This window comes from Planococcus liqunii (assembly GCF_030413595.1).
GTDB classification, from domain to species: domain Bacteria; phylum Bacillota; class Bacilli; order Bacillales_A; family Planococcaceae; genus Planococcus; species Planococcus liqunii.
On sequence record NZ_CP129238.1, the window covers coordinates 2,430,166 to 2,455,734 of the forward strand.

General features: G+C 47.6%; 26 protein-coding genes. 2 read left to right on the top strand and 24 right to left on the bottom strand.

Features of this window, described 5'->3' with window-relative positions:
* The first annotated feature begins 124 nt into the window (after nt 1-124).
* The gene (gene lexA / locus QWY22_RS12345) at nt 125-745 is read left to right on the top strand and encodes a transcriptional repressor LexA (protein ID WP_036806506.1); all 621 of its coding nucleotides are present in this window, start codon (nt 125-127) and stop codon (nt 743-745) included.
* A 106-nt stretch (nt 746-851) separates the two neighbouring features.
* On the opposite strand, the gene QWY22_RS12350 is transcribed toward lexA, so the two are convergent.
* From QWY22_RS12350 to QWY22_RS12390, 9 genes are all read right to left on the bottom strand, one after another.
* Complete coding sequence (locus QWY22_RS12350) at nt 852-1,583, bottom strand: class I SAM-dependent methyltransferase (RefSeq protein ID WP_300981169.1); 732 nt, start codon at nt 1,581-1,583, stop codon at nt 852-854.
* Between the two features lie 80 nt (nt 1,584-1,663).
* On the bottom strand, nt 1,664-1,858 hold the full coding sequence (locus QWY22_RS12355) for a hypothetical protein (protein ID WP_300981170.1): 195 nt from the start codon (nt 1,856-1,858) through the stop codon (nt 1,664-1,666).
* Nucleotides 1,859-1,917: 59 nt separating this feature from the next.
* Complete coding sequence (locus QWY22_RS12360) at nt 1,918-2,343, bottom strand: hypothetical protein (RefSeq protein ID WP_300981171.1); 426 nt, start codon at nt 2,341-2,343, stop codon at nt 1,918-1,920.
* 141 nt (nt 2,344-2,484) lie between these two features.
* The gene (locus tag QWY22_RS12365; protein WP_300981172.1) at nt 2,485-2,685 is read right to left on the bottom strand and encodes a hypothetical protein; all 201 of its coding nucleotides are present in this window, start codon (nt 2,683-2,685) and stop codon (nt 2,485-2,487) included.
* Between the two features lie 107 nt (nt 2,686-2,792).
* The gene (locus QWY22_RS12370; protein WP_053165723.1) at nt 2,793-3,017 is read right to left on the bottom strand and encodes a hypothetical protein; all 225 of its coding nucleotides are present in this window, start codon (nt 3,015-3,017) and stop codon (nt 2,793-2,795) included.
* Between the two features lie 162 nt (nt 3,018-3,179).
* Entirely contained in the window at nt 3,180-3,626 is a 447-nt protein-coding gene (locus QWY22_RS12375; RefSeq protein WP_300981173.1) for a DUF6376 family protein, read from the bottom strand.
* A gap of 139 nt (nt 3,627-3,765) precedes the next feature.
* Entirely contained in the window at nt 3,766-5,100 is a 1,335-nt protein-coding gene (glnA, locus tag QWY22_RS12380) for a type I glutamate--ammonia ligase (RefSeq protein ID WP_300981174.1), read from the bottom strand.
* Nucleotides 5,101-5,138: 38 nt separating this feature from the next.
* Entirely contained in the window at nt 5,139-5,522 is a 384-nt protein-coding gene (locus tag QWY22_RS12385; protein WP_053165860.1) for a MerR family transcriptional regulator, read from the bottom strand.
* 122 nt (nt 5,523-5,644) lie between these two features.
* On the bottom strand, nt 5,645-6,877 hold the full coding sequence (locus QWY22_RS12390) for a methionine gamma-lyase family protein (RefSeq protein WP_300981175.1): 1,233 nt from the start codon (nt 6,875-6,877) through the stop codon (nt 5,645-5,647).
* A 108-nt stretch (nt 6,878-6,985) separates the two neighbouring features.
* Between QWY22_RS12390 and QWY22_RS12395 the strand changes: the two genes are divergently transcribed.
* Nucleotides 6,986-7,591: a trimeric intracellular cation channel family protein gene (locus tag QWY22_RS12395; protein ID WP_176295094.1), complete on the top strand. Its 606-nt coding sequence runs from the start codon at nt 6,986-6,988 to the stop codon at nt 7,589-7,591.
* Between the two features lie 46 nt (nt 7,592-7,637).
* Here the strand turns inward: QWY22_RS12395 and QWY22_RS12400 are convergent, their stop codons facing one another.
* The 15 genes from QWY22_RS12400 to QWY22_RS12470 form a co-directional block, all read right to left on the bottom strand.
* Nucleotides 7,638-7,937: a rhodanese-like domain-containing protein gene (locus QWY22_RS12400; protein ID WP_036806539.1), complete on the bottom strand. Its 300-nt coding sequence runs from the start codon at nt 7,935-7,937 to the stop codon at nt 7,638-7,640.
* A gap of 160 nt (nt 7,938-8,097) precedes the next feature.
* On the bottom strand, nt 8,098-8,322 hold the full coding sequence (gene hfq / locus QWY22_RS12405) for an RNA chaperone Hfq (protein ID WP_300981176.1): 225 nt from the start codon (nt 8,320-8,322) through the stop codon (nt 8,098-8,100).
* An 11-nt stretch (nt 8,323-8,333) separates the two neighbouring features.
* Nucleotides 8,334-9,290, bottom strand: a complete 957-nt coding sequence (miaA, locus tag QWY22_RS12410; protein WP_300981177.1) for a tRNA (adenosine(37)-N6)-dimethylallyltransferase MiaA — start codon at nt 9,288-9,290, stop codon at nt 8,334-8,336.
* Nucleotides 9,283-10,203, bottom strand: a complete 921-nt coding sequence (locus QWY22_RS12415; protein WP_300981179.1) for an alpha/beta fold hydrolase — start codon at nt 10,201-10,203, stop codon at nt 9,283-9,285. The genes miaA and QWY22_RS12415 overlap by 8 nt, the downstream gene beginning before the upstream one ends.
* Nucleotides 10,200-11,861: a glycerol-3-phosphate dehydrogenase/oxidase gene (locus QWY22_RS12420; protein ID WP_300981180.1), complete on the bottom strand. Its 1,662-nt coding sequence runs from the start codon at nt 11,859-11,861 to the stop codon at nt 10,200-10,202. The genes QWY22_RS12415 and QWY22_RS12420 overlap by 4 nt, the downstream gene beginning before the upstream one ends.
* Nucleotides 11,862-11,940: 79 nt before the next feature.
* Nucleotides 11,941-13,809, bottom strand: a complete 1,869-nt coding sequence (gene mutL, locus QWY22_RS12425) for a DNA mismatch repair endonuclease MutL (protein WP_300981181.1) — start codon at nt 13,807-13,809, stop codon at nt 11,941-11,943.
* A gap of 4 nt (nt 13,810-13,813) precedes the next feature.
* Nucleotides 13,814-16,339 (bottom strand): DNA mismatch repair protein MutS, encoded by a 2,526-nt coding sequence (gene mutS, locus QWY22_RS12430; protein WP_300981182.1) that lies wholly within the window; start codon nt 16,337-16,339, stop codon nt 13,814-13,816.
* 360 nt (nt 16,340-16,699) lie between these two features.
* The gene (locus QWY22_RS12435) at nt 16,700-17,128 is read right to left on the bottom strand and encodes a YlbF/YmcA family competence regulator (RefSeq protein ID WP_300981183.1); all 429 of its coding nucleotides are present in this window, start codon (nt 17,126-17,128) and stop codon (nt 16,700-16,702) included.
* A gap of 4 nt (nt 17,129-17,132) precedes the next feature.
* Nucleotides 17,133-18,677 carry a tRNA (N6-isopentenyl adenosine(37)-C2)-methylthiotransferase MiaB gene (gene miaB / locus QWY22_RS12440; protein WP_300981184.1) on the bottom strand — a complete coding sequence of 515 codons (1,545 nt, stop codon included), beginning with the start codon at nt 18,675-18,677 and terminating at the stop codon, nt 17,133-17,135.
* A gap of 99 nt (nt 18,678-18,776) precedes the next feature.
* A complete protein-coding gene (locus QWY22_RS12445; protein WP_300981185.1) occupies nt 18,777-19,574 on the bottom strand; it encodes a TIGR00282 family metallophosphoesterase in 798 nt (265 codons plus the stop codon).
* A 67-nt stretch (nt 19,575-19,641) separates the two neighbouring features.
* On the bottom strand, nt 19,642-21,201 hold the full coding sequence (gene rny / locus QWY22_RS12450; protein WP_300981186.1) for a ribonuclease Y: 1,560 nt from the start codon (nt 21,199-21,201) through the stop codon (nt 19,642-19,644).
* Nucleotides 21,202-21,539: 338 nt separating this feature from the next.
* Nucleotides 21,540-22,598, bottom strand: a complete 1,059-nt coding sequence (gene recA / locus QWY22_RS12455) for a recombinase RecA (protein WP_053166457.1) — start codon at nt 22,596-22,598, stop codon at nt 21,540-21,542.
* Between the two features lie 174 nt (nt 22,599-22,772).
* Complete coding sequence (locus tag QWY22_RS12460; RefSeq protein WP_300981187.1) at nt 22,773-24,026, bottom strand: competence/damage-inducible protein A; 1,254 nt, start codon at nt 24,024-24,026, stop codon at nt 22,773-22,775.
* A gap of 29 nt (nt 24,027-24,055) precedes the next feature.
* A complete protein-coding gene (gene pgsA / locus QWY22_RS12465) occupies nt 24,056-24,634 on the bottom strand; it encodes a CDP-diacylglycerol--glycerol-3-phosphate 3-phosphatidyltransferase (protein WP_300981188.1) in 579 nt (192 codons plus the stop codon).
* Between the two features lie 48 nt (nt 24,635-24,682).
* Nucleotides 24,683-25,555, bottom strand: a complete 873-nt coding sequence (locus QWY22_RS12470) for a helix-turn-helix domain-containing protein (protein ID WP_300981189.1) — start codon at nt 25,553-25,555, stop codon at nt 24,683-24,685.
* Between the last annotated feature and the right edge of the window lie 14 nt (nt 25,556-25,569).

The window sequence follows — 25,569 nt, forward strand, 5'->3', positions numbered from 1 at the left end:
ATGTTAATGCGAACAAGTGTTTTTGTCAACAAATAAATTCGAACCTATGTTTGCATTTCAAAGCCCAAGTTGATATACTATGGGTAGAAAAACATAACTGAACAACTAAAAAGAGGTGAAACTGTTGAAAAAAGTATCGAAGCGCCAAGAAGATATTTTAACTTTCATAAAAGACGAAGTTCGGGCAAAAGGCTATCCGCCTTCCGTACGTGAAATTGGAGAAGCAGTTGGCTTGGCATCAAGTTCGACTGTCCATGGCCATTTGGCAAGATTGGAAAGCAAAGGCTTAATCCGGCGCGACCCGACAAAACCAAGAGCGATTGAAATTATCAGCACAGACGATGCGTTAATCGAAAAAAATCCTGTATTGCATGTGCCTTTGATCGGTAAAGTTACGGCAGGCTTGCCAATTACGGCTATTGAAAACGTGGAAGAATACTTCCCATTGCCGCAAAGCTACGGCACGGAAGAAGACCATATCTTCATGCTGGAAATTATGGGTGAAAGTATGATCGAAGCAGGCATCCTGAACGGGGACTACGTTGTTGTACGCCAGCAGCAGTCCGCAAACAATGGCGACATTGTTGTCGCAATGACTGCTGATGACGAAGCAACCGTCAAACGCTTTTTCCGCGAAGAAGGCTACTTCCGTTTGCAGCCTGAAAACTCCTCGATGGATCCGATTATCGTAGACCAAGTCTCCATTTTGGGCAAAGTCGTCGGCGTCTACCGCCAAATTCATTAAAAAAGATTGTTTCTTGTTAACCTATGCAAGAACCATGATGGCCCAAACGAAAAAACGCTGAGATTTTTTTCTCAGCGTTTTTTCATTTGGAATGACTTTGTGCTTTTTATTTTTCACACGAAAACACCAGCATGACCGGGATGCGCCGGCGCCGCTGATACTCTTCCTCGCTGGTGAACGATTGGCGGTCGGGTTCCCCTTCACGCAAAGCTTTCACTTTAAAACCGGCTCCTGTCAAAGCTGTAAAATAAGTTTCAATTGTCCGGTGGTGTTTGACGACGATTTTATCAATCCAAGGTTCTTTTCGTTCACCTTGGATAAAATAGTCATCGACCAGCCAGTTTTCTCTTCTTTCACCGGCTTGCTTGCTTTCAAATGACGAAGTCGTCAAAGGATGCTGAACACTGAACAGGAAATGGCCTTGTTCGTTTAAGCTTGCGTACACTTTGGCAAATAATGTTTCGACATCTTCTATATAGTGTATGGCAAAGCGGGACGTCACTACATCAAACCTTCCCTTTGGAAAAGGGTATTCTTCCATTGTCCCTTGAAAAAGAGTGCCAGAGGTCTCTTTTAAGGTTTCCTTCGCCAATAAGGCCATGGCTTCAGATCCCTCGACTCCTTCATAGGATACTGCTCCTGCAGCCATCAGTTCACGCCCGAAAGCGGCATCTCCACAACCCAAATCCAGGATGCGCTTCCCGCTCACATCTCCTAACAGTTCGAAAATGATCGGCTTTTCAATTGCATTGTTCGGGCTTTCTTGCCGCCCTCTGCGTTTTAAATAATTCGATAAAAAATCAGTTTGGTCATATACACTTGAGCCTTTGAATTCCAATGCTGCGATTCCCCCTTTGTTTTCTATCCCATTTTTTGGCTATAAAACAAGCATGCGCTGCGAGAGCGATGCTTGTTTTATCAAGATTCATTGACAACGATATATTTTACAAGATTAATCGTGATCCGGTAAATTTTTTTGCTTGCTTCATCCGTCACATCATATGTTCCGTTTGAAGGGATTTTGGCTAAAGCAGATTCTTTGTCTACAGCTTGTACAGAAAGAACAATCGTGTTGCCTTGGTCGAAATAAAATTCCACTTGAAATGTTTTCATTTGGTGACCTCCTCTGTTATTGCTTTAAGACGCTTCCTTCAGTGTAACATACCGGCAGGCTATTGCTGATTATATATTTCTTTATAGGCAATAACTTTCAGGGCCAGCATTTCTTCCTCCGTCAGTTTGCCTTCCAGTTTCTGCACGGCTTCCTGTGGCGTCATGGTGCCGCTTTGGACACCATTTCGTATCGTATTCAGTTCAGTCATGCCAACTTTTTGAACTAGTACCCGAGTCGCCTGTCCTGTTGTATTAAAGGGCAATGAACTTTCATCTGCTGCTTTTGCCTCTTCGATATACCCGGATAGCTCAGGATCGCTTTCTACATATTCCTTAACTTCATCCAGTTTCCCGCTGCTTTCCATTTGTTCAGTTGCCTCATCTACTATTTTCTCCGAAGCCATATTTGTTCCGAAATAATACACAGCAACGGCGCCTAAAGAAAACACAACGAGCAGTACAATTAAGACTTTCAATATTTTCATCTATGAATCCTCCAATTTATCTTTGCTATTAAGACGCTACTCCAGCAAAAAAGTTACAGTCTCTAAAATAGACAATACCCTGAACCTGGACTCTTTTCTAGAAAAGGATCCAGTTTCAGGGTGTTGAGGGTCAAAGCTCACTTAATTTTCGTTCTTCAGTTTCCGCTGCTCAGCTATCCACCAATCAATATGGTTTGAATCGAAAAAGATCATGTCTCCATATGCCTGGCTATGCGGAATCTTTCGTTGGGCCATAAAGTGCTGCACCCGCTCTTCGGTCATTGGGTAACCCACTGTTTCCAAATATTCCAGCAGATTTTTTATCCCTTGTATCTTTTTCATTTAATCACCCCCACAAAATCCTCCTGGCACATATGCCACAGAAAATTCAGTACGAGTTATTAACATATTAAAAGGGTACTTTTATTCATACCCGATATGCAGCTTTTTTAACCCCCTCTTCTCGAAGTGGTCACCGGTTCCGTGTAATTTTTGATTTTCACTAATTTAATGTCGGTTTTATTAAAAATATTCAATTCGCCAAAGACATCTTCAAATTGGACAATATTTTCAGAAAGAGCCATTGCAGCGACGTTTTCCCTCGACTCCGCTTCTACCGTTCTTTCAACTGTCAGCCCTTTTTCCAAAAAATACTGGATCACAAATTTTTTCACGGTCTCACCTCCTCTTTAAACTTTCTTCAATCATCTGCTTGAATCCTTTAAAAACCAACGAATTTCAGCGATTTTCACTATTTCGGAAAAAGTCAGCAGCTTATACGTATCTAAAAAAGCCAGCATTGGTCTGCTGGCAGTTCGGTTCTGAAAATGCTCTATTTAATTGCCTAAATTTTTGATTTGTTCAATGATGCTGGTAATTTCCTGAAGAGATTGGAACGCCTGGTTATTCTTCAGCACTTCTGAATTGAGTTTGCCGCCTTCTATGTTCTCCAAATACAAGTCGATGCCTTCCACTGCGCGTTTGTTTTGGTCCACTACTTGCTGGTGCAGGTCTGCCCCGATTTCAGGGGCTTCCAGCTCATTGAATTCTTCGATATTTGTTTTCATTTCTTCCAGCTTTGTCTCCAGTTCTTTTGCAGCCTGCTCGTCATTGACCGCTCTTTTTGCCAGATCCGGGACTTCCTTGCCAAAAGCTGTGGCCTCGTTTGCGTATTCGGAAGCTTCCGTGGCGTAATTCAAAGTATTGTTGACCCCTTCAAGCGCCGAACAGCCGCTGAGCAACATGCCGCTTGCTATTAGAAATGCCAGAGATATCTTTTTCATATTGTGCCTCCTGCGTATACTGACTTATTGGCATCAGTATAACATGTAGCTTGCGATCTTTCTAAGGTTGGCAAGCATGATCAAGAATATAAAGAAATAAAAAAACCGTTGAAGCTTAAAAGCTCCAACGGTCCATCTATTAATACATCTTCAAGTATTGCTCGCGCTCCCATGGGTGTACGGCAATGCGGAACATGTCCCACTCAATTTCTTTTGCTTCAACAAAGTTATTGAGGATGTGCTCGCCAAGAGCTTTCTTCATCACTTCGTCGCTTTGCAGTTCTTGTAGTGCGGCATACAATGTCGGCGGAAGGTCTTGGATGCCAACAGCTTCGCGTTCTTTCCGGTTCATTGCATAGATGTTGCGGTCAACCGCTTTCGGCGGCGTCATTTTGTTCTTGATGCCATCAAGGCCAGCTGCTAAAAGAGCCGCCATTGCCAGATACGGATTGGCTGCTGGATCTACTGAACGCACTTCTACACGCGTCGACAAACCGCGTGAAGCCGGAACGCGAATCAACGGACTGCGGTTTTGCCCCGACCAAGCCACATAGCAAGGCGCTTCATATCCTGGCACCAATCGTTTATACGAGTTGACTGTAGGATTTGTAATTGCCGTAAAGCCTTGGGCGTGCTCAAGAATCCCCGCTAAGAACTGGTAAGCTGTTTCGCTTAATTTCATTTCGCCGTCTTCGTCAAGGAACGCATTTTCGTTTCCTTTGAAAAGGGAAACGTTCATGTGCATCCCTGATCCGCTCACACCGAATAATGGCTTCGGCATAAATGTAGCATGCAATCCGTGTTTACGCGCAATCGTCTTAACGACCAATTTGAACGTCTGAATATCATCACATGCTTTCAAGGCAGCAGCATATTTAAAGTCGATTTCGTGCTGGCCTGGAGCTACTTCATGATGGGAAGCTTCAATTTCAAAGCCCATCTCTTCCAATTCCAAAACGATGTCGCGGCGGCAGTTTTCGCCAAGGTCCATAGGAGCCAAGTCAAAATATCCGCCGTTGTCGTTCAGTTCAAGCGAAGGTTCCCCGCTCGCGTCCAATTTGAACAGGAAGAATTCCGGTTCCGGCCCAAGGTTGAAATGCGTGAAGCCCAGCTCTTCCATTTCTTTAAGTACACGTTTTAAGTTATTGCGTGGATCGCCTTCAAACGGCGTACCATCCGCACGGTAAATGTCGCAGATCAAACGCGCGACTTTCCCTTTCCCGGTGATCCAAGGGAAGACGACCCAAGTATCCAAATCCGGGAATAAGTACATATCCGATTCTTCGATGCGCACAAATCCATCGATGGAAGAACCGTCGAACATCATTTTATTATCGAGTGCTTTGTCCAATTGGGACGTCGGAATTTCAACGTTTTTAATGATTCCGAGGATGTCGGTGAATTGCAGTCGGATAAAGTTTACTTCTTCTTCTTTCACTAATCGTTTAATGTCTTCCTTCGTGTACTTGCCCATGTTCTCTTCACTCTCCTATAAGTTTTATGTAACCCGTCTCAATGGAAGAAACGGGATAAATCCCCCTGGCGATGACCGCCTCTGTCATAAGCCTTTAAGCTCATGAATTCTTCCCGCATAATCTGGCGCAATTCAGCATCGCTGATTGTTTTCGGATTAGCTTGTTCAACTTTTGGCTGAACGTTCATGGAAAAAATTTTCTTGATGCCGGCCATATTCAAGCCTTGATCCAAATAATCTTTGATCTCCAGCAGGGTATCCACGTCATTTAACGAAAACATGCGCTTATTTCCCTCTGTTCGGGCAGGGCTGATCAGCTCGTGCTCTTCATAGTAACGGATTTGGCGCGCTGTGAGTTCCGTCAGCTGCATGACAATGCTGATTGGAAGAAGCGGCATGGTCCGGCGAACCCGATTCGTCATTTTTTTCACCCTTTTCACTTATTACTACTCTCTCAGTATAAGTCATGTCAGTTTATCTGTCAACACCATGTAAGATAACCTGACACATTAAAAATCCCGCATCGTAAAATGCGGGACTAAGCTTACAGCAATCCGCTGTTTTTTAAGGTCTCCACTGAATTTAAGACAGCAATTTTCACATGTTCATAAGTTAAGCCGCCTTGGATAAAAGCGGTATAAGGCGGACGGATCGGGCCATCTGCCGTCAGTTCGATGCTGGAGCCCTGGACAAACGTGCCTGCGGCCATGATGACATCATCTTCATAGCCCGGCATATAGGCCGGTTCCGGTTTGAACTGCGCATTGACCGGCGAACTTGCCTGGATGGTCTGGCAAAAAGCAATCATTTGCTCAGCGGTCTTGAACGATACAGACTGGATCAAATCCGTCCGTTTAGCCGAGTAATGAGGCGTGGTGTGCATACCGATCGATTCAAGCAAGGCGGAAGTGAAAATAGCGCCTTTCAACGCTTGTGATACGATATGCGGAGCCATGAAAAAGCCCTGATACATATCAGGAAGCGCATTTAAAGAAGCCCCAGCCTCTCCTCCTATACCCGGAGAAGTCATGCGGTAACCGCATTTTTCGACTAAATCTTTTTTTCCGGCAATATAGCCGCCGATTTTTGCCATGCCACCGCCTGGATTTTTGATTAACGAGCCCGCAATCAAATCTGCTCCCGCTTCAATCGGTTCGCGCTCTTCGACAAACTCACCGTAGCAATTGTCGACAAAAATGATGGCATCGGATTTCAGCACACGGATTCTTGTCACCATGTCTTCGATTTCATCTACCGTAAATGAAGGCCGTGTATCGTAGCCGCGCGATCGCTGGATCGCAATGACTTTCGTTTTCTCGTGGATCACCGATTCCGCAGCTGCCCAGTCAATTTCATTGGATTCAGTCAGCGGGACATGCTGGTAGCTGATGCCGAAGTCTTTCAGCGATCCCGTATCTTGTTCGCCTCCGGAGACAATGGAATCGAGCGTATCGTAAGGCTTGCCGGTAATGTACAACAATTCGTCCCCCGGGCGCAAAACGCCGAACAAGGAAATCGTGATGGCGTGCGTACCGGAAATGATTTGTGGGCGCACCAGTGCCGCTTCCGCACGAAAAACATCGGCATACACCCGTTCCAACGTATCGCGGCCTTCGTCGTCATAGCCATAGCCGGTCGACGGATTGAAATGATGGTCACTGACTTTCTGGCGGTGGAAGGCATCCAGCACCTTCTTTTGATTCAAAAAGGCAATATCGTCTGCTTTTCTTAGCTCTTTTTGTATGGTTTCTTCTATATCCCTGATCATCGTTTGCATCTAATTCTCCATTCTTGTGTACTTACTTATCTATTATGCAAGGAAACTTGAAAATGCGTCAAATTCTGCTACAATTCATAGAGTTGAAGAGATTGGGAGGATGCCAAAATGGCGTGGGAAGTATTAAGTGCTATCGGGACGATCGCTTTTGCGGTGTCCGGCGCTATTATCGCAATGGAAGAAGAATATGATATTTTCGGAGTGTACTTGTTGGGCGTGGTGACGGCATTCGGTGGAGGGGCGATCCGGAATTTGCTGATCGGGGTTCCGGTGTCGGCGCTCTGGGAACAGGAAATGATGTTCCAGCTGGCGCTCGCATCCATTACACTGGCTTTTTTGTTTCCAAACCGGCTGCTCGGCCCGTGGAATCGCTGGGGGAATTTTTTCGATGCCATCGGCTTGTCTGCTTTTGCCATCCAAGGCGCCTTGTATGCCGTGGATTTGAACATGCCGGTGTATGCCGTCGTTGTGGCAGCCGTCTTGACCGGCTCCGGCGGAGGCATGGTACGGGATCTGCTTGCCGGCCGGAAACCGCTGGTGCTAAGGGCGGAAATTTATGCCGTCTGGGCAGCCATTGCCGGCATATTAATCAGTTTCGATATGATCCAGACCGATCTCATATTGTATGGACTGTTCATCTGCATTACAACTTTGCGCGTTCTGTCTTATCTTTATAAATGGAGGCTGCCGACACGCAAAATCCACTCCGTATGAATAAACAAAAGAACGGCTCAGCGTAAAAGCTGGGCCGTTCTTTTATTTATGCGATGGTTTCACCGCTCCAGTTCATCATGCCGCCTTCAACATTGACTGTTTCTACGCCGTTCGTCTCCAAAAAGTCGCACGCCATCGCACTGCGGCCGCCCGCTTTGCAAATGATATGAACGGGTGCAGATGCATCCAGTTCCTCTATGCGTTCCGGCAATTCACCAAGCGGAATGTGTTTGGCACCCGGCACCATGCCGTACGCCACTTCTTCGTATTCACGGACATCTATCAACTGGATTTCCTGTCCGGCTTCTACAATTTCAAGCAAATCATCGGTTGTAATGGATTTCATCTGTTATTGCCTCCTGCTTTAAATGGATTTCCTCTGAAAATGGTAACCGCCACAAGCGGCACTGTCAAATAAAGCGCTGCTTTCGTCTATGGCTGTTCACTCATTATTGATTCTAGAACAATAGAAAACCAGCCGGAAGTTTTTCAGGCTGGTTTTTCAATTATTCCTGGTGCTCAATCGGCACCGATTTTGCAGGCGAGAAAGTGGAGATTGCATGTTTGTAGATCAATTGCTGCTTGCCGTCTGTTTCAACCAGCACCGTAAAATTATCATAGGATTTAATGGTCCCTTTCAATTGAAAACCATTCAATAAAAAGACTGTAACAAAAATATTATTTTTACGCAGCTGATTCAAATAAACGTCTTGAATGTTTACTGGCTTCATGAATATCCCCCTCATAACCTCTTATCTGGATTTTGTTGTTCTATAATTCCAATTCGACGCTGGCGGTCTTTTTCCTGCATAAAGGCTTCTATTTTCTGAATGTTTTTTCCCGGATTTTCCAATGCGTCGATCCAGAAAATCGGCAGCTTGTTCCGGAAATACGTAAATTGGCGTTTGGCGTATTTCCGTGAGTTTTGCTTCAGCAAATCCACAGCCTGCTCCCAATCCACTTTGCCATCCAAATAGTCGTAGATTTCTTTATAGCCAATTGCACGGATTGACTGCACCTCGCGGATTCCCCGTTCACGCAGCAGTTGGACTTCTTGCAGCAATCCCTTATCAATCATGATATCCACCCGTTGATTGATCCGGTCATACAAAATATCCCGCGGCATATTAAGGCCGATGATTACTTCGTTGTACATCGGCGACAGCGCCAAATTGCGTTCGCTTGTTCCATGGCCGCTTTTGATGATTTCAATGGCCCTGAGAACCCGCCGTGTGTTGTTCGGATGGATGTCCGCTTTGGGGTCCAGCTCCAGCAACTGTGCATGCATGTGAAGAGGGCCATGTTCGGCCAGTTCCGCCCGCAAAGCAGCACGCAAGCCCTCATCCGCCTGTTCTTCCGCAAAGCGGTAGTCAAACAGCACCGCTTGTACATACATACCGGATCCGCCGACAATGATCGGCAGTTTCCCGCGTGATTGAATCTCTTCGATTTTTTCACGCACCAACTTCTGGTATTCTGCAACCGAAAACGATTCGTCCGGATCCTTGATGTCCAAAAGATGGTGCGGGATTCCACGCATTTCATCGGGTTCGATTTTTGCTGTGCCAATCGACATTTCCCGGTACACCTGCATGGAATCGCCATTAATAATTTCACCGCCAAGCCGTTCCGCGAGTTCCAGGCTAAGTGCTGTCTTGCCTGAAGCGGTCGGGCCGACAATGGCTAATACGTCAATCATTTGCCAACATCCATTCTAAAATTGTTTCGAAATGCTTTTCTTTATCGGTTTCGTGCAGCAGTTCATGCCGTGCATCTTCCGCGAGATAAACGGCAACGTCCGACAAACCCGCTTCCACGTATTGTTTGGCAGCTTTAAAAATGCCTTCGCCGTTTCCGCCAACCGGATCATTCGAGCCGCTGATCAACAGCATCGGCAAGTCTTGGCGGATTTTTCCTACTTCCGCATTTTTATGGATCAATGCGAGGCCGGTAAACAAATCCACGTAAAATTGATTGGTCGATGGAAACCCGCACATCGGATCCGCCTCGTACTTCGCCACTTCGTTTCGGTCACGGCTGAGCCATGCAAAGGACGATTCCTCATCTTTAAACGGTTTCATAAAGCTGCCGAATGTCATTTTCCCGAGCAGTGCGCTCGGCTGGTCCTTGCCTTTGGCTTTCGCTGCCATAAGAGCGGCAACGAGCCCTGCTTTTCCTGCAGCGCCTGGATCGCCGCCGCTTCCGGATAAAACGACGCTGCTAATGTCTTGGCTGTGCAGCTGGATATAGCGCCTCGTTACAAAAGAGCCCATGCTATGGCCAAAGAGGATCAACGGCAAAGGGCCAATCTGATTTTGCACGACAGCGATCACTTCTTCGACATCCTTAACCACCCGGTCAAAACCTTTTTGTTCCCCGAAATAGCCTTGCACGCCGTTGCGCTCAGCGGTTCTGCCGTGCCCGCGCTGGTCGTGCCCGGAAACAGCGAATCCATGCGATGCCAGGAACTGTGCGAACTCTTCATAGCGTGCAATATGTTCTGCCATGCCGTGAACAATATGGACATGCCCAACTGGCGCTTCCGGTTCGTAGAGTTCATAGTAAATTTCGTGGCCATCGGATGCTTCTAAAAAAGCCTTCGTGATTTTCAAGACTGCACCCCTTCTCTGAACCGGGTCGCGTTGTCGATTTCCCGCTGCAGTTCTTCCCGGTACGCTTGCTGCTGCTGCGGCGTATACCCCAATATACGGCTCATATAATGGTGTACGCCTTCTTTGTACTTCAAGACGTCTTCCATATGGAAGTACAAATCCCCCGTTCTTCTGACAAAGAAATCGGCAGGCGTGAGCGCCATCTCTTCTTCAACCGCATACTCGACAACAGCAGCCAAAGTTTTTGGAATGCTTTCTGGAATTGCATCCGGGAGCTTGTTGTAATGCTTGAACACTTTTTTTGCGTTTGTGCCGAAAAACTGGGCAAACATCTGCCCTTCTTCAGGCGACAACCCAAACTCCTCGGCTTCCAAAGCGGTTTGATGGATAAAACGCGGATATTCCTTCGCCCCGCCAAAATCCCCTCCAGATAAAGGGAGGTTTTTAGTTGAACTTTTTCCAAACTTCTTGCCGGTCTGCTGTTTCAGTCGCTTCGCTACCAAATCGGTGATCGTTTGAGCCATTTTCCGATAGCCGGTCAGCTTGCCGCCCGCTATTGAAATCAAGCCTCTATCCGACTCCCAGATTTCATCTTTCCTTGAGATTTCAGAAGGGTCTTTCCCTTCTTCATAAATCAACGGCCGGAGCCCTGCCCATGTCGATTCAACATCTTCGGCAGTTAACTTGGCTGTCGGAAACATCGAAGCTACTGCATTGATCAAATACTCTACGTCTTTTTGAGTCGCTGCCGGCTCGGCCGGGTCTTCCTCATAGAAGGTGTCGGTCGTTCCGATATACGCTTTGTTGTCCCGCGGAATCGCAAAAATCATCCGCTTATCCGGGGCATCGAAATAGACCGCCTGGCGAAGCGGCAGTTTGCTGCGGTCTACGACGATATGGACGCCTTTTGTCAAACGGAGCTGTTTGTTTCCACCGGCCGTATCAAGTTCTCTTACTCCATCGACCCAGGGACCTGTGGCATTGACCACTTTTTGTGCATTGATCGCAAGCGTTTTGCCACTAACCGTGTCCGTCGCTTGGACGCCAGACACTTTTCCGCCTTTGTAAAGAAAGCCATCCGCTTTCATGTAATTGATGCAAACCGCTCCGAGTTCGGCCGCTTTCTTCAAAACTTCCAGCGTCAACCGCGCATCGTCGGTCCGGTATTCCACGTACGTGCCGCCGCCCAGCAAGCCTTCGCTTTTGACCAGCGGTTCACGCTTCAGCACTTCATCCGGCGACAACATCACACGCCGTTCCCCTTTTTTGACGCCTGCCAAAAAATCATAAAAGCGCAAACCAAAAGAAGTCATCAACGGGCCAAATGTGCCGCCCTTGTGGAACGGCAGGAGCATTTGCTGAGGTTCAGTCACATGGACCGCATTTTCATAAACGATTTCGCGTTCTTTGCCGACTTCTGCCACCATCTTGACTTCGTACTGCTTCAAATACCGCAAGCCGCCGTGAACAAGCTTTGTTGAGCGGCTGGACGTACCGGCTGCAAAATCCTGCATTTCGACCAACGCCACTTTCATGCCGCGCGATATGGCATCTAATGCGATTCCGGCACCTGTAATACCGCCTCCGATTACGAGCAAATCAAATTCGCGAAGGGCCAATAAATTCATTTGCATACTCCGCTGTTTGGCTGAAAACATTCCGCTTCCCCCTTTGCAGTTGAAAAGAACCGCTTTTTCAAGCGGCCGGGCTGGTATCCCTTATGATAACTCTCCCCTGTTACATAACCCGTTTAAACATTTTCTCTACATCGTAAGTTTTGAAATGGATGATTACCGGTCGGCCATGCGGACAAGTGAACGGTTGTTCCGCCAATTTCAAATCGGCCAATAAGCGTTCCATTTCATGTTTTTGCAAATAATGGTTGGCTTTGATGGAGCGCTTGCAGCTCATCATGATGGCGGCATCTTCCCGCAGTTTTTTCACATCGACTTTGCGTTCGTTCAGCACTTGCTCAATCAAATCCTCGATGACTTCCTGTTCGAAACCGTTCGGGAACCAGGTCGGATATTCGCGGACGATAAAGGACGTATCGCCGAACTCCTCCAAAAAGACGCCGCTTTCTGCCAATACATCCAGTGCTTCCTTCAAGCGCAGGGCCTCGTCGCGGCTGTAGTGGAACGTCAACGGCAGCAAAAGCGCCTGGCGTTCACTGGTATCGACTTCCCCGACCTTTTCGCGGAAAAACTCGTATTTGATGCGTTCCTGCGCCGCATGCTGATCGATCAAGTAAAAACCGTCGGTGCTTTGCGCCACGATATACGTGCCGTGAATTTGCCCCACCACTTCCAGTTCCGGAAATTGGGGGCTTTCTTCTTCAAAAGGATTTTCAAAACGGTGTTCCGGTGTTTCAGGGATTTGTTCAGGTTCCGCTTCAGGAATTGGCGGCTCGGCAATTGCCGTCGGTTCAGCTTCATTTGCACCGGGTACTTCGATTGCTTCCAGCTCCGGCATCGGATTGAACGTCCGAGCAGGAACAGGCGGAGCATATGAACGGGAAGAATGGATGTCAGGCTCCTTCACCGTATGCGTTGTTTTCCATAAATCGAGCTGTCTGCTCGGTGTTTGCTTCGGCGCTTTCGGCTGTTCAATGATCGGCGCCCGCACCGCTCCGCTGATTGTCCAGCGGATGGTTTCGTGGATCAGGTCCATCAATTCTTTTTCCTTGCTCAGGCGAATCTGCTGTTTCGCAGGATGGACGTTGACATCCGTCAAATACGGATCGCCTTCAATGTTTAAAATCGTGATCGGCTGGCGTTCGAGCGGCAGGAACGTGTGATACGCCTTATGGACCGTATTGGCGATGGCGTAATGCTTGACCCAGCGCCCATTGACGAACAGCGAAATGTAATTTTTATTGGCGCGGGTCACTTCGGGAAGGGACGTATAGCCCGAGATTTTGTAGTCATGGGATTCTGCTTCAAACGGGATCATTTTCTTAGCAATCGACACGCCGTAAATGTCCGAAATGACCCGTTGGATTTCGCCGCTGCCGGATGTCTGCAAAATGGTTCTGCCGTCATGGACCAATTTGAATGAAATTGCCGGATAGCTGAGCGCCAGCCGGTTCATCAAATCAATCGAATGGCCAAGTTCCGTCTGCAGCGTCTTCAAGTATTTTAAACGCGCTGGTGTGTTAAAGAACAATTGGTCAATTTTAATATCAGTGCCTTTCCGGAGCGAACCTGCCCGGTGCTCGATCAAGCGCCCGCCTTCCATTTGGACAAATGTCCCGTTTTCCCCGTTGGAGGTGTGGAGCGTCACTTTTGATACCGACGCAATACTCGCCAAAGCCTCACCGCGGAACCCGAGCGTCCGGATCCGGAAGAGGTCATGTTCATTGGCGATTTTGCTGGTGGCGTGGCGCGAAAAGGACAATAATGCATCTTCCGAGTCCATGCCGGCTCCGTTATCAATGATTTGGATAGAGGTGAGTCCGGCTTCAACCAGCAGCACTTCAATCGCTGTTGAGCCCGCATCAATGGCGTTTTCCACTAATTCTTTGACGACCGAGGTCGGCCGTTCAACCACTTCACCGGCAGCTATTTTATTGGATAACGGTTCATCCATCAATCGAATGACTCCCATATTCTCACTCCTTTTTGCTTAGCTTGACTTGCAGGTCGTTCAATAATTGCAGGGACTGCAGCGGCGTAATGGCCGCAATGTTGACATCTGCAATCATTTGCAGCACTTCTTCGCTTTCAGTGTCGCGGTCGTCGAAAAACGACAATTGCTCCACTTGGCTCACATGCTTTTTGTTTTCGGCTTCAAAGCTGACCAATAGTTCACGCGCACGCGCTAAAATCGGCTGCGGCAATTCGGCCAGTTCTGCTACATGGATGCCGTAGCTCTTGTCCGCCGGCCCTTTTTTCACTTTATGCAAAAACACCACTTTGCCGGACTGTTCCATCGCGGCCACATGGACATTGCTTAATTTGTCGAGCGACTGGTCGAGTGCCGTCAATTCATGGTAATGCGTTGAAAACAAGGTATTGGCGCCGATGTTCTCGTGGATGTATTCAATCATTGACTGCGCGAGCGCCATGCCGTCGTAAGTGGATGTGCCCCGCCCGATTTCATCGAACAATAGCAGGCTCCGTTCCGTCGCATGGGTAATGGCGTACTGCGATTCGAGCATTTCCACCATGAATGTGCTTTGGCCGGATACCAAATCATCCGCTGCCCCGATGCGCGTGAAGATCTGGTCGACAATCGGCAGATTTGCCGATTCAGCCGGCACGTAAGAACCGATTTGCGCCAGCACAATCGTCAATGCGACTTGGCGCATATACGTACTTTTACCGGACATGTTCGGGCCCGTGATGAGCAGCATGTTCTGATTGTCGGTCAATACGCAATCGTTCGGCACATAATGCTGCTTGTTCAGCATTTTCTCTACGACCGGGTGGCGTCCTTCAATAATGGAAATTTCTCGGGAGTCATTGAATACCGGTTTCACAAAGCGGTATTTCTCTGCGACATTTGCAAAGCTCATAAAGACGTCGAGTTCACTGAGTGTGGAAGCTAATTGCTGGATCCGGCCAATGTATTGTTTCACTTCTTCGCGAATTTTCACGAACAACTCGTATTCCAGGTTCAGGCTTTCTTCTTCTGCGGTTAAAATCAGCGTTTCTTTTTCTTTCAGTTCCGGTGTGATGTAGCGTTCCGCGTTGGCAAGCGTCTGCTTGCGTTCGTAGCGCTCCAAATCCGCCAAATGCATATTGGCTTTGGAGATTTCTATATAATAGCCGAAAATGCGGTTATAGCCGATTTTCAACGATTTGATGCCTGTCCGCTGGCGCTCTTCCTGTTCAAGCTGGGCAATCCAGTCTTTGCCGTTTCGTGAGGCATACCGGTATTCATCCAATTTTGCATGGAATCCGTCCCGGATGACGCCGCCTTCTTTCGAAGACAGCGGCGGGTTTTCACTGATGGCGCCAAGCAATTCGCATACTTCGCCGCAGCGGTCGAGCTTGTCGCTGAAATTGGCGAGTGTGCCGTGCCCTGAATTGGCCAGTTCGGAAATGATCGCCGGCACTTTTTCAAGCGAACTTCGGAGCTGGGCCAAGTCCCGCCCGCTCGCGCTGCCAAAAGCGATTCGCCCACTCAAACGCTCCAGGTCGTAAACTTCTTTTAACAGGCCTTGAAGTTCCACCCGGACAAAATATTGATTGATGAGTGATTCGACCAATTGCTGCCGCTTTTCAATCAAATGGCGGTTTGCCAATGGCTGATGCAGCCATTGCTTCAGTTTCCGGCTGCCCATAGCCGTAACGGTCTCGTCCAATAGCCACAGAAGCGTCCCTTTTGTTTCGCCGCCGCGGATCGACTGCAGCAATTCCAGATTGCGCTTCGAATGGAAATCGATTGACAGAAGCTGTCCGTTTTCATTAAACGTGAACGGCTGAATATGGTCGAGCGACTGCTTTTGCGTCCGGGAAATATACGTCAACAGACGCTGGATACTGAGTTTGAGGTCATCCGGGCATTCAGCCAACAATCGTTCGTCCGCCGTGTAGACAAAATCCATCGGCTCAATCGACAGCACCAGGTCCTGTGATTCTTCGTTCAGCAATAAAAACAATTGATCGGAAACAACGAGTTCTTTGATATTCAACGACTGCAATTCCTGCAGCAGCGCGTTTTCTGTTCCTGCTATGTAAATGGCGCTCGCTTCCCCGGTGCTGATATCGACATACGACAAGGCAAAGCCATCTGCCTTCTGTTCAGCCGCAGCCAAAAACATATTCGATTTGGAATCGATGCTTTTGCCTTCGGTATGCGTGCCTGGCGTAATCAAGCGGACGACTTCCCGCTTGACCATGCCTTTCGTGGTTTTCGGGTCTTCAACTTGTTCACAAAGCGCCACTTTGTGGCCTTTGGAAATCAGCTGATCGATATAGTTTTGCGCCGCGTGATGCGGAACGCCGCACATCGGAATGCGGTCGTCGCCGGTGCCGCCCCGGCTCGTCAGTGTGATTTCAAGGATTTGGGACGCCTTTAAGGCATCGTCATAAAACATTTCATAAAAATCGCCCAGGCGGAAAAACAGGAATGCGTCCTGGTAATCGGATTTCACTTGCAAGTATTGTTGCATCATTGGTGTAGGTGCCATTTTTTTACCTCTTTCGCGAACTTTTCGTCTTCTTTCCATTATAACAAAAACAAAGGGAGAAAAGAAAAAACTGAAAGAGCCGCAGCTCCTTCAGTTTATATTCCATTATTTCTCTTATTGTCTAGCTCCGGCGGCCAGCTCCTCGGGTCATAAGCCATCTTGGCTGTGCGGTTAAGAACACCGCTTCGCCAATCTGTCTTATGCCTTTCGGAGCTGAACGGCCGTTTCCGCTTTTCTTATTGTCTAGCTCCGGCGGCCAGCCCCTCGAGGTCGCTTCGGTCTCGGGTCGAATGGCAAAATCCGCCATTCAAGCCAAACCCTCCAGCGCTTGTCGGGGCTGAACGGCCGTTTTCGCTTTTCTTAAGACAGTTTTGTCGGTTTGCTGGCTTTGACTTTCGAGCCGGTTTCGCCGCGCAGAATGTCTCCACCCGTTGAAGTGATGATGTTGTTTGTCACTTGGTTCGCAATGGCTGTAGAAACCATTTGCAGAAGTGAATTGACGTCGCTTTGCGATTGCTTGAACTCTTGAACAATCGGCACAGCGTCGATTTCTTCTTCGATTTTCTGGATCTTGCCCTCGATCAGGCCTAAAGCGCGTTCTTTTCCATAAGCCTGGAAATTGACTGCCTGTTTTTGAAGGCTTTTCAGGGAAGCGATTTTCTCGCGGACTTTTTGGTTTTCATTTATTTGAGCTTCTGCACGTTTAAAGAATTCCACTTCTTCTGTTTCGGCAATCATGTCTGCCACTTCGCGTGCTTTTGCAATAATTTCTTCTTTTGAATACGTCATCTTCTTAGACACCCACTTCTTGGCCATACCCGGCTTCGACTAGTTCACCGTTCAATGACCATGTTTTTGTTGTTGTAATTTTAACTTTTACCAATTGGCCGACAATCGACTTCGGCCCTGCAAAATTGACCAATTTGTTTTTGGCTGTATAGCCGGATAACACATCGGAATTTTTCTTGCTTTCGCCTTCAACCAGGACTTCGACGATTTGCCCTTCGTAAGCCTTCATCGCGTTCAAGGCATATTCGTTCACGACGGCGTTCAAACGCTGCAGCCGCTCTTTTTTCACTTCCATCGGGACATTATCGGCCATTTTTGCGGCCGGCGTACCTTCACGCGGAGAATAGATATACGTAAAGGCCATTTCAAAACCGACTTCTTTGAACAGAGAAAGTGTTTCTTCAAACTGCTCGTCTGTTTCGTTCGGAAAGCCGACAATGATGTCCGTCGTCAACGAAACATTCGGAATGGCTGTCCGTATTTTCCGGACCAATTCCAAATAATGTTCGCATGAATATTTGCGGGCCATGATTTTCAACATGCTCGTCGAACCTGATTGTACAGGCAAATGGATGTGGTCAACAAGGTTTCCGCCTTTTGCGAGCACCTCAATCAACTGATCATCGAAATCACGGGGATGGCTAGTGGTGAACCGGATGCGCGGCAGATCGATCGTCCGCAGTTCATCCATCAAATCCCCCAGCCCATACTTGATATCGGTGAAATCCTTGCCGTATGCATTTACATTTTGCCCGAGCAGCGTTACTTCCTTATAGCCTTGCGCTGCCAGATGGCGTATTTCCTGGATGATATCTTCCGGACGGCGGGAACGTTCTTTTCCCCGTGTATACGGAACAATGCAATACGTACAGAATTTATCACAGCCGTACATGATATTCACCCATGCCTTGATTTTTCCTTTGCGCACTTTCGGCAAGTTTTCAATGACATCGCCTTCTTTTGACCAAACGTCGATGACCATTTCTTTCGACAAATACGCTTCGTTTAAAATCTCAGGCAGCCGGTGGATATTATGTGTGCCAAAAATCATATCTACTTGATCGTAGGTTTTCAGGATTTTGTTGACCACGGACTCTTCCTGCGACATGCAGCCGCAGACGCCGATCAGCAAATCCGGTTTTTCCAGTTTCAAAGGTTTCAAATGCCCCAATTCCCCGAACACCTTGTTTTCAGCGTTTTCCCGGATGGCGCATGTGTTCAATAAGATGACATCTGCATCCTGGACCGAATCCGTAAGAGAAAAGCCCAGCTGCATAAAAATGCCGGCCATCACTTCCGTATCGTGCTCATTCATCTGGCATCCATAGGTGCGGATGTAAAACTTACGGCCTTTGCCCATCCCTTCAAAGCGGGGATCGATCGTAAAGTTATCGAAGTAAGAAATTTGTTCTTTCCCTCGTTTTTTCGCTTCCTTCAATGAAGGCGGCGTATACACGCTTTGAAAGTATTGGCTGTAATCTTTTTCAGCCTTGTCGTCTGATGGTGAAGCCTTCACTTGGGTGGATTGAAGTCGCTGCTCCTCATTCATGAAAAAACCCCTTTCAATCATCACTTTATTATACTGAATGGACCTGCCTCTCTACAAGGCAGGCGGTCCAATTGTCGGAGAATCGACATAGACCGGCTATTAGTTTTGGAATGGGTAATCGTCATTAATGTAAACCCGTTCAAAAGACAGCGCTTTTCCGGTTTGGTCGTCGACTTCCGTAAAAAAGCCGCTGACGACGGAGCGTCCACGTTTTGGCACTTCAAAGCGGGTCGGCATATTCGTTTTGAAGCGGTAAAGCACCGATTCTTTTGTCATCCCCAGAATTTCATCGTACGGCCCTGTCATGCCGACATCGGAAATATAGGCAGTGCCGTTTGGCAGAATTCGTGCATCTGCCGTTTGCACATGTGTATGCGTGCCGACAACGACAGAAACACGCCCGTCCAAATGCCAGCCCATGGCAATTTTTTCGCTAGTCGCTTCGGCGTGGAAATCGACAAAGACCAATGGTGAAATCGCTTTGGCTTCCGCAATTAACTCGTCCACTTTTTGGAATGGATCATCATGCGGCGGCAAAAAGACACGGCCGTGCAAGTTGATCACCGATAGAGTTTGGCCATTTTTTGTAACGGTAGCCATGCCGCGGCCCGGGGCTTCCGGCGAGAAGTTGGCCGGACGAATCAAGTAATCGACGTCATCGATGAAATCAAAAATTTCTTTCTGGTCCCACGTATGGTTGCCCATCGTAATGACATCCACGCCCATAAAGAGCAGATCCTGATAAATCGCTTTCGTGATGCCGCGGCCAGCCGCTGCGTTCTCTCCGTTCGCAATGACCACGTCCGGTGCATATTTTCGCTTTAACCGTGGCAAATACGACTCCAGTGCATCTCTGCCAATCGATCCGACGATATCTCCAATAAATAAAATTTTCATGTTTGCTCACCTTTTTCCATAAGAAAAAGGCTTCTTTGAATAGACATTCATCGAAGCCTTACTCTTATTATTTTGCATATTCAACTGCTCGTGTTTCTCTGATGACCGTCACTTTGATGTGTCCAGGATAGTCAAGCTCTTCTTCAATCCGTTTCCGGATATCGCGTGCCAGACGATGCGCTGTCATATCATCAATTTGTTCCGGCCGGACCATGATCCGGATTTCGCGTCCCGCTTGAATGGCAAATGATTTCTCAACGCCTTCGTACGATTCGGAAATTTCTTCGAGTTTTTCGAGTCTGCGAATATAGTTTTCGAGAGTTTCGCTTCTTGCCCCTGGACGTGCTGCAGACAAAGCATCTGCGGCTGCGACAATTACCGAGATAATCGATGTCGCTTCTGTGTCCCCGTGGTGAGAAGCAATGCTGTTGATCACAACAGGATGTTCTTTGTATTTTGTGCCAAGCTCTACGCCGATTTCGACATGGCTGCCTTCGACTTCGTGGTCGATCGCTTTACCGATGTCATGCAGCAGTCCAGCACGTCTTGCCAAGGTAACGTCTTCGCCAAGTTCCGCAGCCATCAAACCGGACAGGAAGGCAACTTCCACGGAATGCTTCAGGACGTTTTGTCCATAGCTCGTGCGGTAGCGAAGGCGGCCCAGGATCTTGATCAAATCCGGGTGCAAATTATGGACGCCTACGTCAAACGTTGTTTGTTCACCGATTTCGCGTATTTGCTCATCCACTTCACGTCTTGACTTCTCAACCATTTCTTCAATGCGTGCCGGGTGGATTCGGCCGTCAGACACCAGTTTTTCAAGTGCCAAGCGGGCCGTCTCGCGGCGGATCGGGTCGAATCCAGATAGAATTACCGCTTCAGGCGTATCATCGATGATTAAATCGATGCCTGTCAACGTTTCAAGCGTCCGGATATTGCGCCCTTCGCGTCCAATGATGCGGCCTTTCATCTCATCGTTTGGCAAGTTGACTACAGAAACGGTGGTTTCCGCTACGTGGTCAGCTGCAAATCGCTGCATAGCCAACGACAGGATGTTTTTCGCTTTTTTGTCCGACTCTTCTTTTGCACGGGATTCTGATTCTTTGACCATAGTCGCAAGGTCTGTTGAAAGCTCATTTTCCACTTGCTCAATGATAATGGCTTTCGCTTCTTCGCGAGTCAAAGATGAAATCCGTTCCATCTCGGACTGCTGCTGCCGGACTAATTCCTCAGCTTTGCTCTCCATCTGTACAATATGCTGTTGTTTTTCTGCGAGTGCTTCGTCTTTGCGTTCCAGACTTGCCTCTCTTTTGTTTAAAGCATCATCCTTGCGATCCAAATTTTCTTCTCTCTGCAACAACCGATTTTCTTGTCTTTGAAGTTCTAATCGGCGTTCCCGAATTTCAGATTCTGTTTCAGTACGCAATTTATGATTTTCGTCTTTCGCTTCCAATAACGCTTCTTTTTTCAGGGCTTCTGCTTCTTTTTTCGCATCTTCAACTATTTGCTCCGCAGAATTTTTCGCGCCTGCGATATTGGAGTCGTTTGCTTTTTTCAATGCATAATATCCAACAACTACACCGACGATGATACCAAGCAAAGCGAAGATGATCTCTGTAATACCCATTCGGACACCTCCTCTTGCTATTCTGTTAACTTGTTCAAAAAATCGAAATAATAAAACCATTGTTCTACATCAATCGTTGTAAAAATAGTAAATTATACAATTTTAATTGTATAGTTGGTCTTATGTCGTGTCAACCCATTGAGAAGCTTGAAAAGCGCACGGATATGCACATTGCATCAATCCATGGCGGCTTTTACAGCCCCTCACGGCTTTTTGTGCATGCATAATTCCTATCTTGTCCTAACTCCTGCCCTTAAAGTATGGAGATAAAGAAAGAGCTGCCCAGCTAAAGCTGGGCAGCTCTCAGATTCAAAACACAGCTGGCTGTGCCTTCTATCTTATTCTTCGTCGTCAATAAGCAAGTTAAATTCTTCCGGCTCGTCTTTATTGGCTGCAATCGTGTAGTTGGCTGCTGCCATGCCAAAAGATTCGCGGATTTTGTTGGAAATTTCATTGCGCATTTCCGGATTGTTAAGAAGGAACTGCTTCGCGTTTTCGCGTCCTTGTCCAATGCGTTCTTCGTTGTAAGAATACCAAGAACCGCTCTTTTGGATGATGTCCAGTTCTGAACCGATATCCACGATTTCACCTTCACGGGAAATCCCTTTTCCGTACATAATATCCACTTCAGCTGTACGGAACGGCGGCGCTACCTTGTTTTTCACAATCTTGATCTTTGTTCTGTTACCGATGATATCCGTACCGGATTTCAATGCTTCTGCACGTCTTACTTCCAAACGGACAGAAGAATAGAATTTCAATGCCCGGCCGCCAGGAGTTGTTTCCGGGTTCCCGAACATTACACCAATTTTCTCACGGATTTGGTTGATGAAAATAAAAATGGTGTTTGATGTATTGATGACGCCTGAAAGTTTGCGAAGTGCCTGCGACATCAAACGGGCTTGCAGACCCATATGGGAGTCACCCATTTCGCCTTCAATTTCCGCTTTTGGCACAAGTGCCGCTACAGAATCGACAACTACGATATCGATAGCGCCGCTTCGTACCAAAGCTTCCGCAATTTCAAGTGCCTGTTCGCCTGTATCCGGCTGAGACAGGAGCAACTCATCAATATTAACGCCCAACGCTTTGGCATACATCGGATCTAATGCGTGCTCCGCATCGATGAATGCTGCTGTTCCTCCGATTGCTTGTACTTCTGCAATTGCGTGCAGGGATACAGTTGTTTTACCTGAACTTTCAGGGCCGTAAATTTCGATTACCCGTCCACGCGGATATCCGCCTATTCCCAGTGCCGTATCAAGTGCCAATGAACCACTTGAAACCGATGATACGTTGCGGTCGCTTTTCTCGCCTAATTTCATGACCGAACCTTTACCAAATTGCTTTTCTATACTCTTTAACGCCATGTCTAACGCTGCTTTACGGTCGCTCAAAAGAAATCCTCCTCTAATTAAAACCAATTTTTCTACCTGTCTCTAGTATACTAGGTTAATGAGAAATACACAAGAAAAAAGCGAACGTTTATTCGTGTTCGTGTTTTCAAATATCATTTTTGCAGGCCCTATAAACAGCAAATTCCCGTTTTGAGCATAAAAAAACACGCAAAATTAAATTTTGCGTGCATTTCCTTCTGTCAGTGTTCGTATGATATAAGATAAAGCTAATTTTACCGCTCGCAAGCGATTGGTGTTGCGCATCCCCGATAATTGAAGACGGTAAGCATTGGTGCCGTCTGCTGTCGCAATGCCGATCCACACCGTCCCCGCCGGCTGGTCGCCGTGCGCATCCGGTCCTGCAGCTCCGGTCAAGCCAACCGCAATATCCGTATCAAACTTCCGGCGCACCGCTTCTGCCATCGCAATAGCGGTTTCTTCGCTGACAACGCCGGATTCTTTCAGCAGTTCAGGCGCTATCCCCAACTGTTCGATTTTCATTTCTTCATTGTAAGCAATCACGCCGCCCGTAAGAACCGCACTGGCGCCCGCTACTGCAGCCAGTTCCGATTGGAAAAGGCCGGCTGTCAGGCTTTCGGCAGCGGAAATGGTCTTGGACTGTTCTTTCAGGAGTTCAATTGTCTTCGAAGCCAGGGAATCATTGTCGTAGCCGTACAAGTACTGTCCAACCCGCTCCAGGATTTCCGTTTTTGCCTCGTTGATCAATTCCCATGCCTGCTCTTCCGAGTTTGTTTTCGCTGTAAGCCGGAGCATGACTTCTCCGTCTGAAGCTAGCGGCGCAATGGTCGGATTGGTTTGCCGGTCCAAAAGGTCCTGCAGACGGTCTTCAAGCTCCGCCTCTCCAATGCCATAAAACCGCAGCACATGAGACAAAATAACATCCGCCTGATTTAAAAGGCGCGCCAGTTTCGGTTTTGCCTCAAACTGGAACATCGGCTCCATTTCTTTTGGCGGCCCTGGAAGCAAGATATAAACACGTCCATCTTTTGGATACAGCATTCCCGGAGCCATGCCATGGTTATTTACAAGCACATCACTATCCTTTAAAACAAGTGCCTGTTTTTTGTTGTTCTCAGTCATGATGCGGCCGGCACGTTCAAAAAACGCCACAATCGACTCAAGCGCTTCCTCATTCATTTCGAGAGTTGTACCCAAATGGCGGGCAATCGTTTCCTTTGTCAAATCGTCTTTGGTCGGGCCAAGTCCGCCTGTAAAGATGATCAAATCGGCGCGTTCTTCTGCGATTTGGATCACGTCTTCCAGACGTCCGGCGTTGTCTCCAACCACTGTATGGTAATACACATTGATGCCCAGTTCAGCAAGATGGCTGGATAAAAAACGGGCATTTGAGTTGGTGATTTGCCCGAGCAGCAGTTCAGAGCCTACTGCAATAATTTCTGCATTCATTGTAACCCCACCCCTTTATTTAAAGCTGATTATTTGGAAGCCAGCAATCCCCGGCGGTTGGCATAGAAATAATCCCAGCCGGACCATACGGTAAAGATCAATGCGATGTACAGCATGATTTCTCCGAATGGAATGTTTGCTAAAGTGAAAATAGTATTATGGAGCAATAACGCCGAAATCGCCAAAATCTGCGCCGTCGTTTTGATTTTGCCTAGACTTCCAGCTGCTACAACTTCCCCTTCACCCGCAAGCACCAAGCGCAGTCCGGTTACCGCAAACTCACGGCTGATAATGAGGATGACAATCCATGAAGCGGCAAAATCAAGTTCTACCAAAATAATCAAGGCTGCCGACACCAGCAATTTATCAGCAAGCGGATCCAGGAACTTCCCAAAAGTGGTCACCAGGTTGTATTTGCGTGCATAGTAGCCGTCGACCCAGTCTGTCAAAGAGGCAAAGATAAAAATCAATCCGCCGATAAAATGGGAAACCGGCATGTCCGCTCCGAAAAGCGTCATGTTCCCCCAGTTAAAATCAACTAGCATAACGATCATGAAAACAGGAATCAATAAAATTCTGGAAATGGTGATGCGGTTTGGAATGTTCATCTTGTTTCTCCTTTCAACCTATCAAGCAAAATAGCCATCAAAAGATGGCTATTCCGCTTCTGCAAATCGAATAACGATATTTTGTGTTGTTGCATCGAGCTTATATTCAACTGGCACGCCATTGACGGCCAGCTGGACATTTGCAGCTTTGCCAAGGCGCAGCTGGACTTGCTTCAGCCCGCTGACATCCAGCTTCTCTGTGGCACCGGCAGCCATGGTATCCGGCTTAAACAGCTCTTTCTGGTTTGAATCAGCGGCCTGCACCCAAGAAGGGCCGCCTACAACTTTAATGACCAGCTCTCTTTTAGCTGGACCGGAAAAATCATATGTGGTCGTTTGTCCAGCAGGCTTCCCTGCTTTAATGCTCGCTTTCGGTTCCTTCGGTTCCTCTTTTTTCGGAGCTTCGGCAGGTTTTTCCGCCTTCTCTTCCGCCGGCTTTTCAGCCGGTTCTGCAGGAGCCTCCTCTGCCGGTTCTTCATACGGCACGCCGCTGTCGTTTGCGGTGCCTTCTTCGATCGGATCGTTTGTATCCAGATTTGAATAAAAGAAAACCACTACTGCCAATACAGTGACAATGAACAATGCCGCAATCACTTTCGGCATGATTTCGTTTGTCCGGCTCGAGGATTGACTGGCGAACGTCTGCCGCCGCGAAGGCGTAGGCGGAGTATAGGGATCTTCTTTGATCGCCGGGATTTCCTCGTTGTATTGTTCAAACAATTCATCTGGGTGAAGCCCTACCGCCTCGGCGTATTGCTTGATAAAAGCCCGCGAATAAAAAGGGCCCGGCATCATGCTAAAATCACCTTCTTCGATCCCAGCCAAATAGCGTTTCTGAATTTTTGTCGCTTCCTGCAAATCCTCTAAACTTAATCCTTTTGCGATTCTCGCTTCTTTCAAGCGAGTACCTAATTCACTCAATGCTTTCACCTGCC

Bases quoted from the DNA above. Each gene is read 5' to 3' on its own strand.
- QWY22_RS12355 (WP_300981170.1), bottom strand. From the start codon at position 1,858: ATGAAAACATTTCAAGTGGAATTTTATTTCGACCAAGGCAACACGATT.
- QWY22_RS12360 (WP_300981171.1), bottom strand. From the start codon at position 2,343: ATGAAAATATTGAAAGTCTTAATTGTACTGCTCGTTGTGTTTTCTTTA.
- QWY22_RS12365 (WP_300981172.1), bottom strand. From the start codon at position 2,685: ATGAAAAAGATACAAGGGATAAAAAATCTGCTGGAATATTTGGAAACA.
- QWY22_RS12375 (WP_300981173.1), bottom strand. From the start codon at position 3,626: ATGAAAAAGATATCTCTGGCATTTCTAATAGCAAGCGGCATGTTGCTC.
- glnA (WP_300981174.1), bottom strand. From the start codon at position 5,100: ATGGGCAAGTACACGAAGGAAGACATTAAACGATTAGTGAAAGAAGAA.
- QWY22_RS12385 (WP_053165860.1), bottom strand. From the start codon at position 5,522: ATGACGAATCGGGTTCGCCGGACCATGCCGCTTCTTCCAATCAGCATT.
- QWY22_RS12390 (WP_300981175.1), bottom strand. From the start codon at position 6,877: ATGCAAACGATGATCAGGGATATAGAAGAAACCATACAAAAAGAGCTA.
- QWY22_RS12395 (WP_176295094.1), top strand. From the start codon at position 6,986: ATGGCGTGGGAAGTATTAAGTGCTATCGGGACGATCGCTTTTGCGGTG.
- QWY22_RS12400 (WP_036806539.1), bottom strand. From the start codon at position 7,937: ATGAAATCCATTACAACCGATGATTTGCTTGAAATTGTAGAAGCCGGA.
- hfq (WP_300981176.1), bottom strand. From the start codon at position 8,322: ATGAAGCCAGTAAACATTCAAGACGTTTATTTGAATCAGCTGCGTAAA.
- miaA (WP_300981177.1), bottom strand. From the start codon at position 9,290: ATGATTGACGTATTAGCCATTGTCGGCCCGACCGCTTCAGGCAAGACA.
- QWY22_RS12420 (WP_300981180.1), bottom strand. From the start codon at position 11,861: ATGTTTTCAGCCAAACAGCGGAGTATGCAAATGAATTTATTGGCCCTT.
- mutL (WP_300981181.1), bottom strand. From the start codon at position 13,809: ATGGGAGTCATTCGATTGATGGATGAACCGTTATCCAATAAAATAGCT.
- mutS (WP_300981182.1), bottom strand. From the start codon at position 16,339: ATGGCACCTACACCAATGATGCAACAATACTTGCAAGTGAAATCCGAT.
- QWY22_RS12435 (WP_300981183.1), bottom strand. From the start codon at position 17,128: ATGACGTATTCAAAAGAAGAAATTATTGCAAAAGCACGCGAAGTGGCA.
- miaB (WP_300981184.1), bottom strand. From the start codon at position 18,677: ATGAATGAGGAGCAGCGACTTCAATCCACCCAAGTGAAGGCTTCACCA.
- QWY22_RS12445 (WP_300981185.1), bottom strand. From the start codon at position 19,574: ATGAAAATTTTATTTATTGGAGATATCGTCGGATCGATTGGCAGAGAT.
- rny (WP_300981186.1), bottom strand. From the start codon at position 21,201: ATGGGTATTACAGAGATCATCTTCGCTTTGCTTGGTATCATCGTCGGT.
- QWY22_RS12460 (WP_300981187.1), bottom strand. From the start codon at position 24,026: ATGAATGCAGAAATTATTGCAGTAGGCTCTGAACTGCTGCTCGGGCAA.
- pgsA (WP_300981188.1), bottom strand. From the start codon at position 24,634: ATGAACATTCCAAACCGCATCACCATTTCCAGAATTTTATTGATTCCT.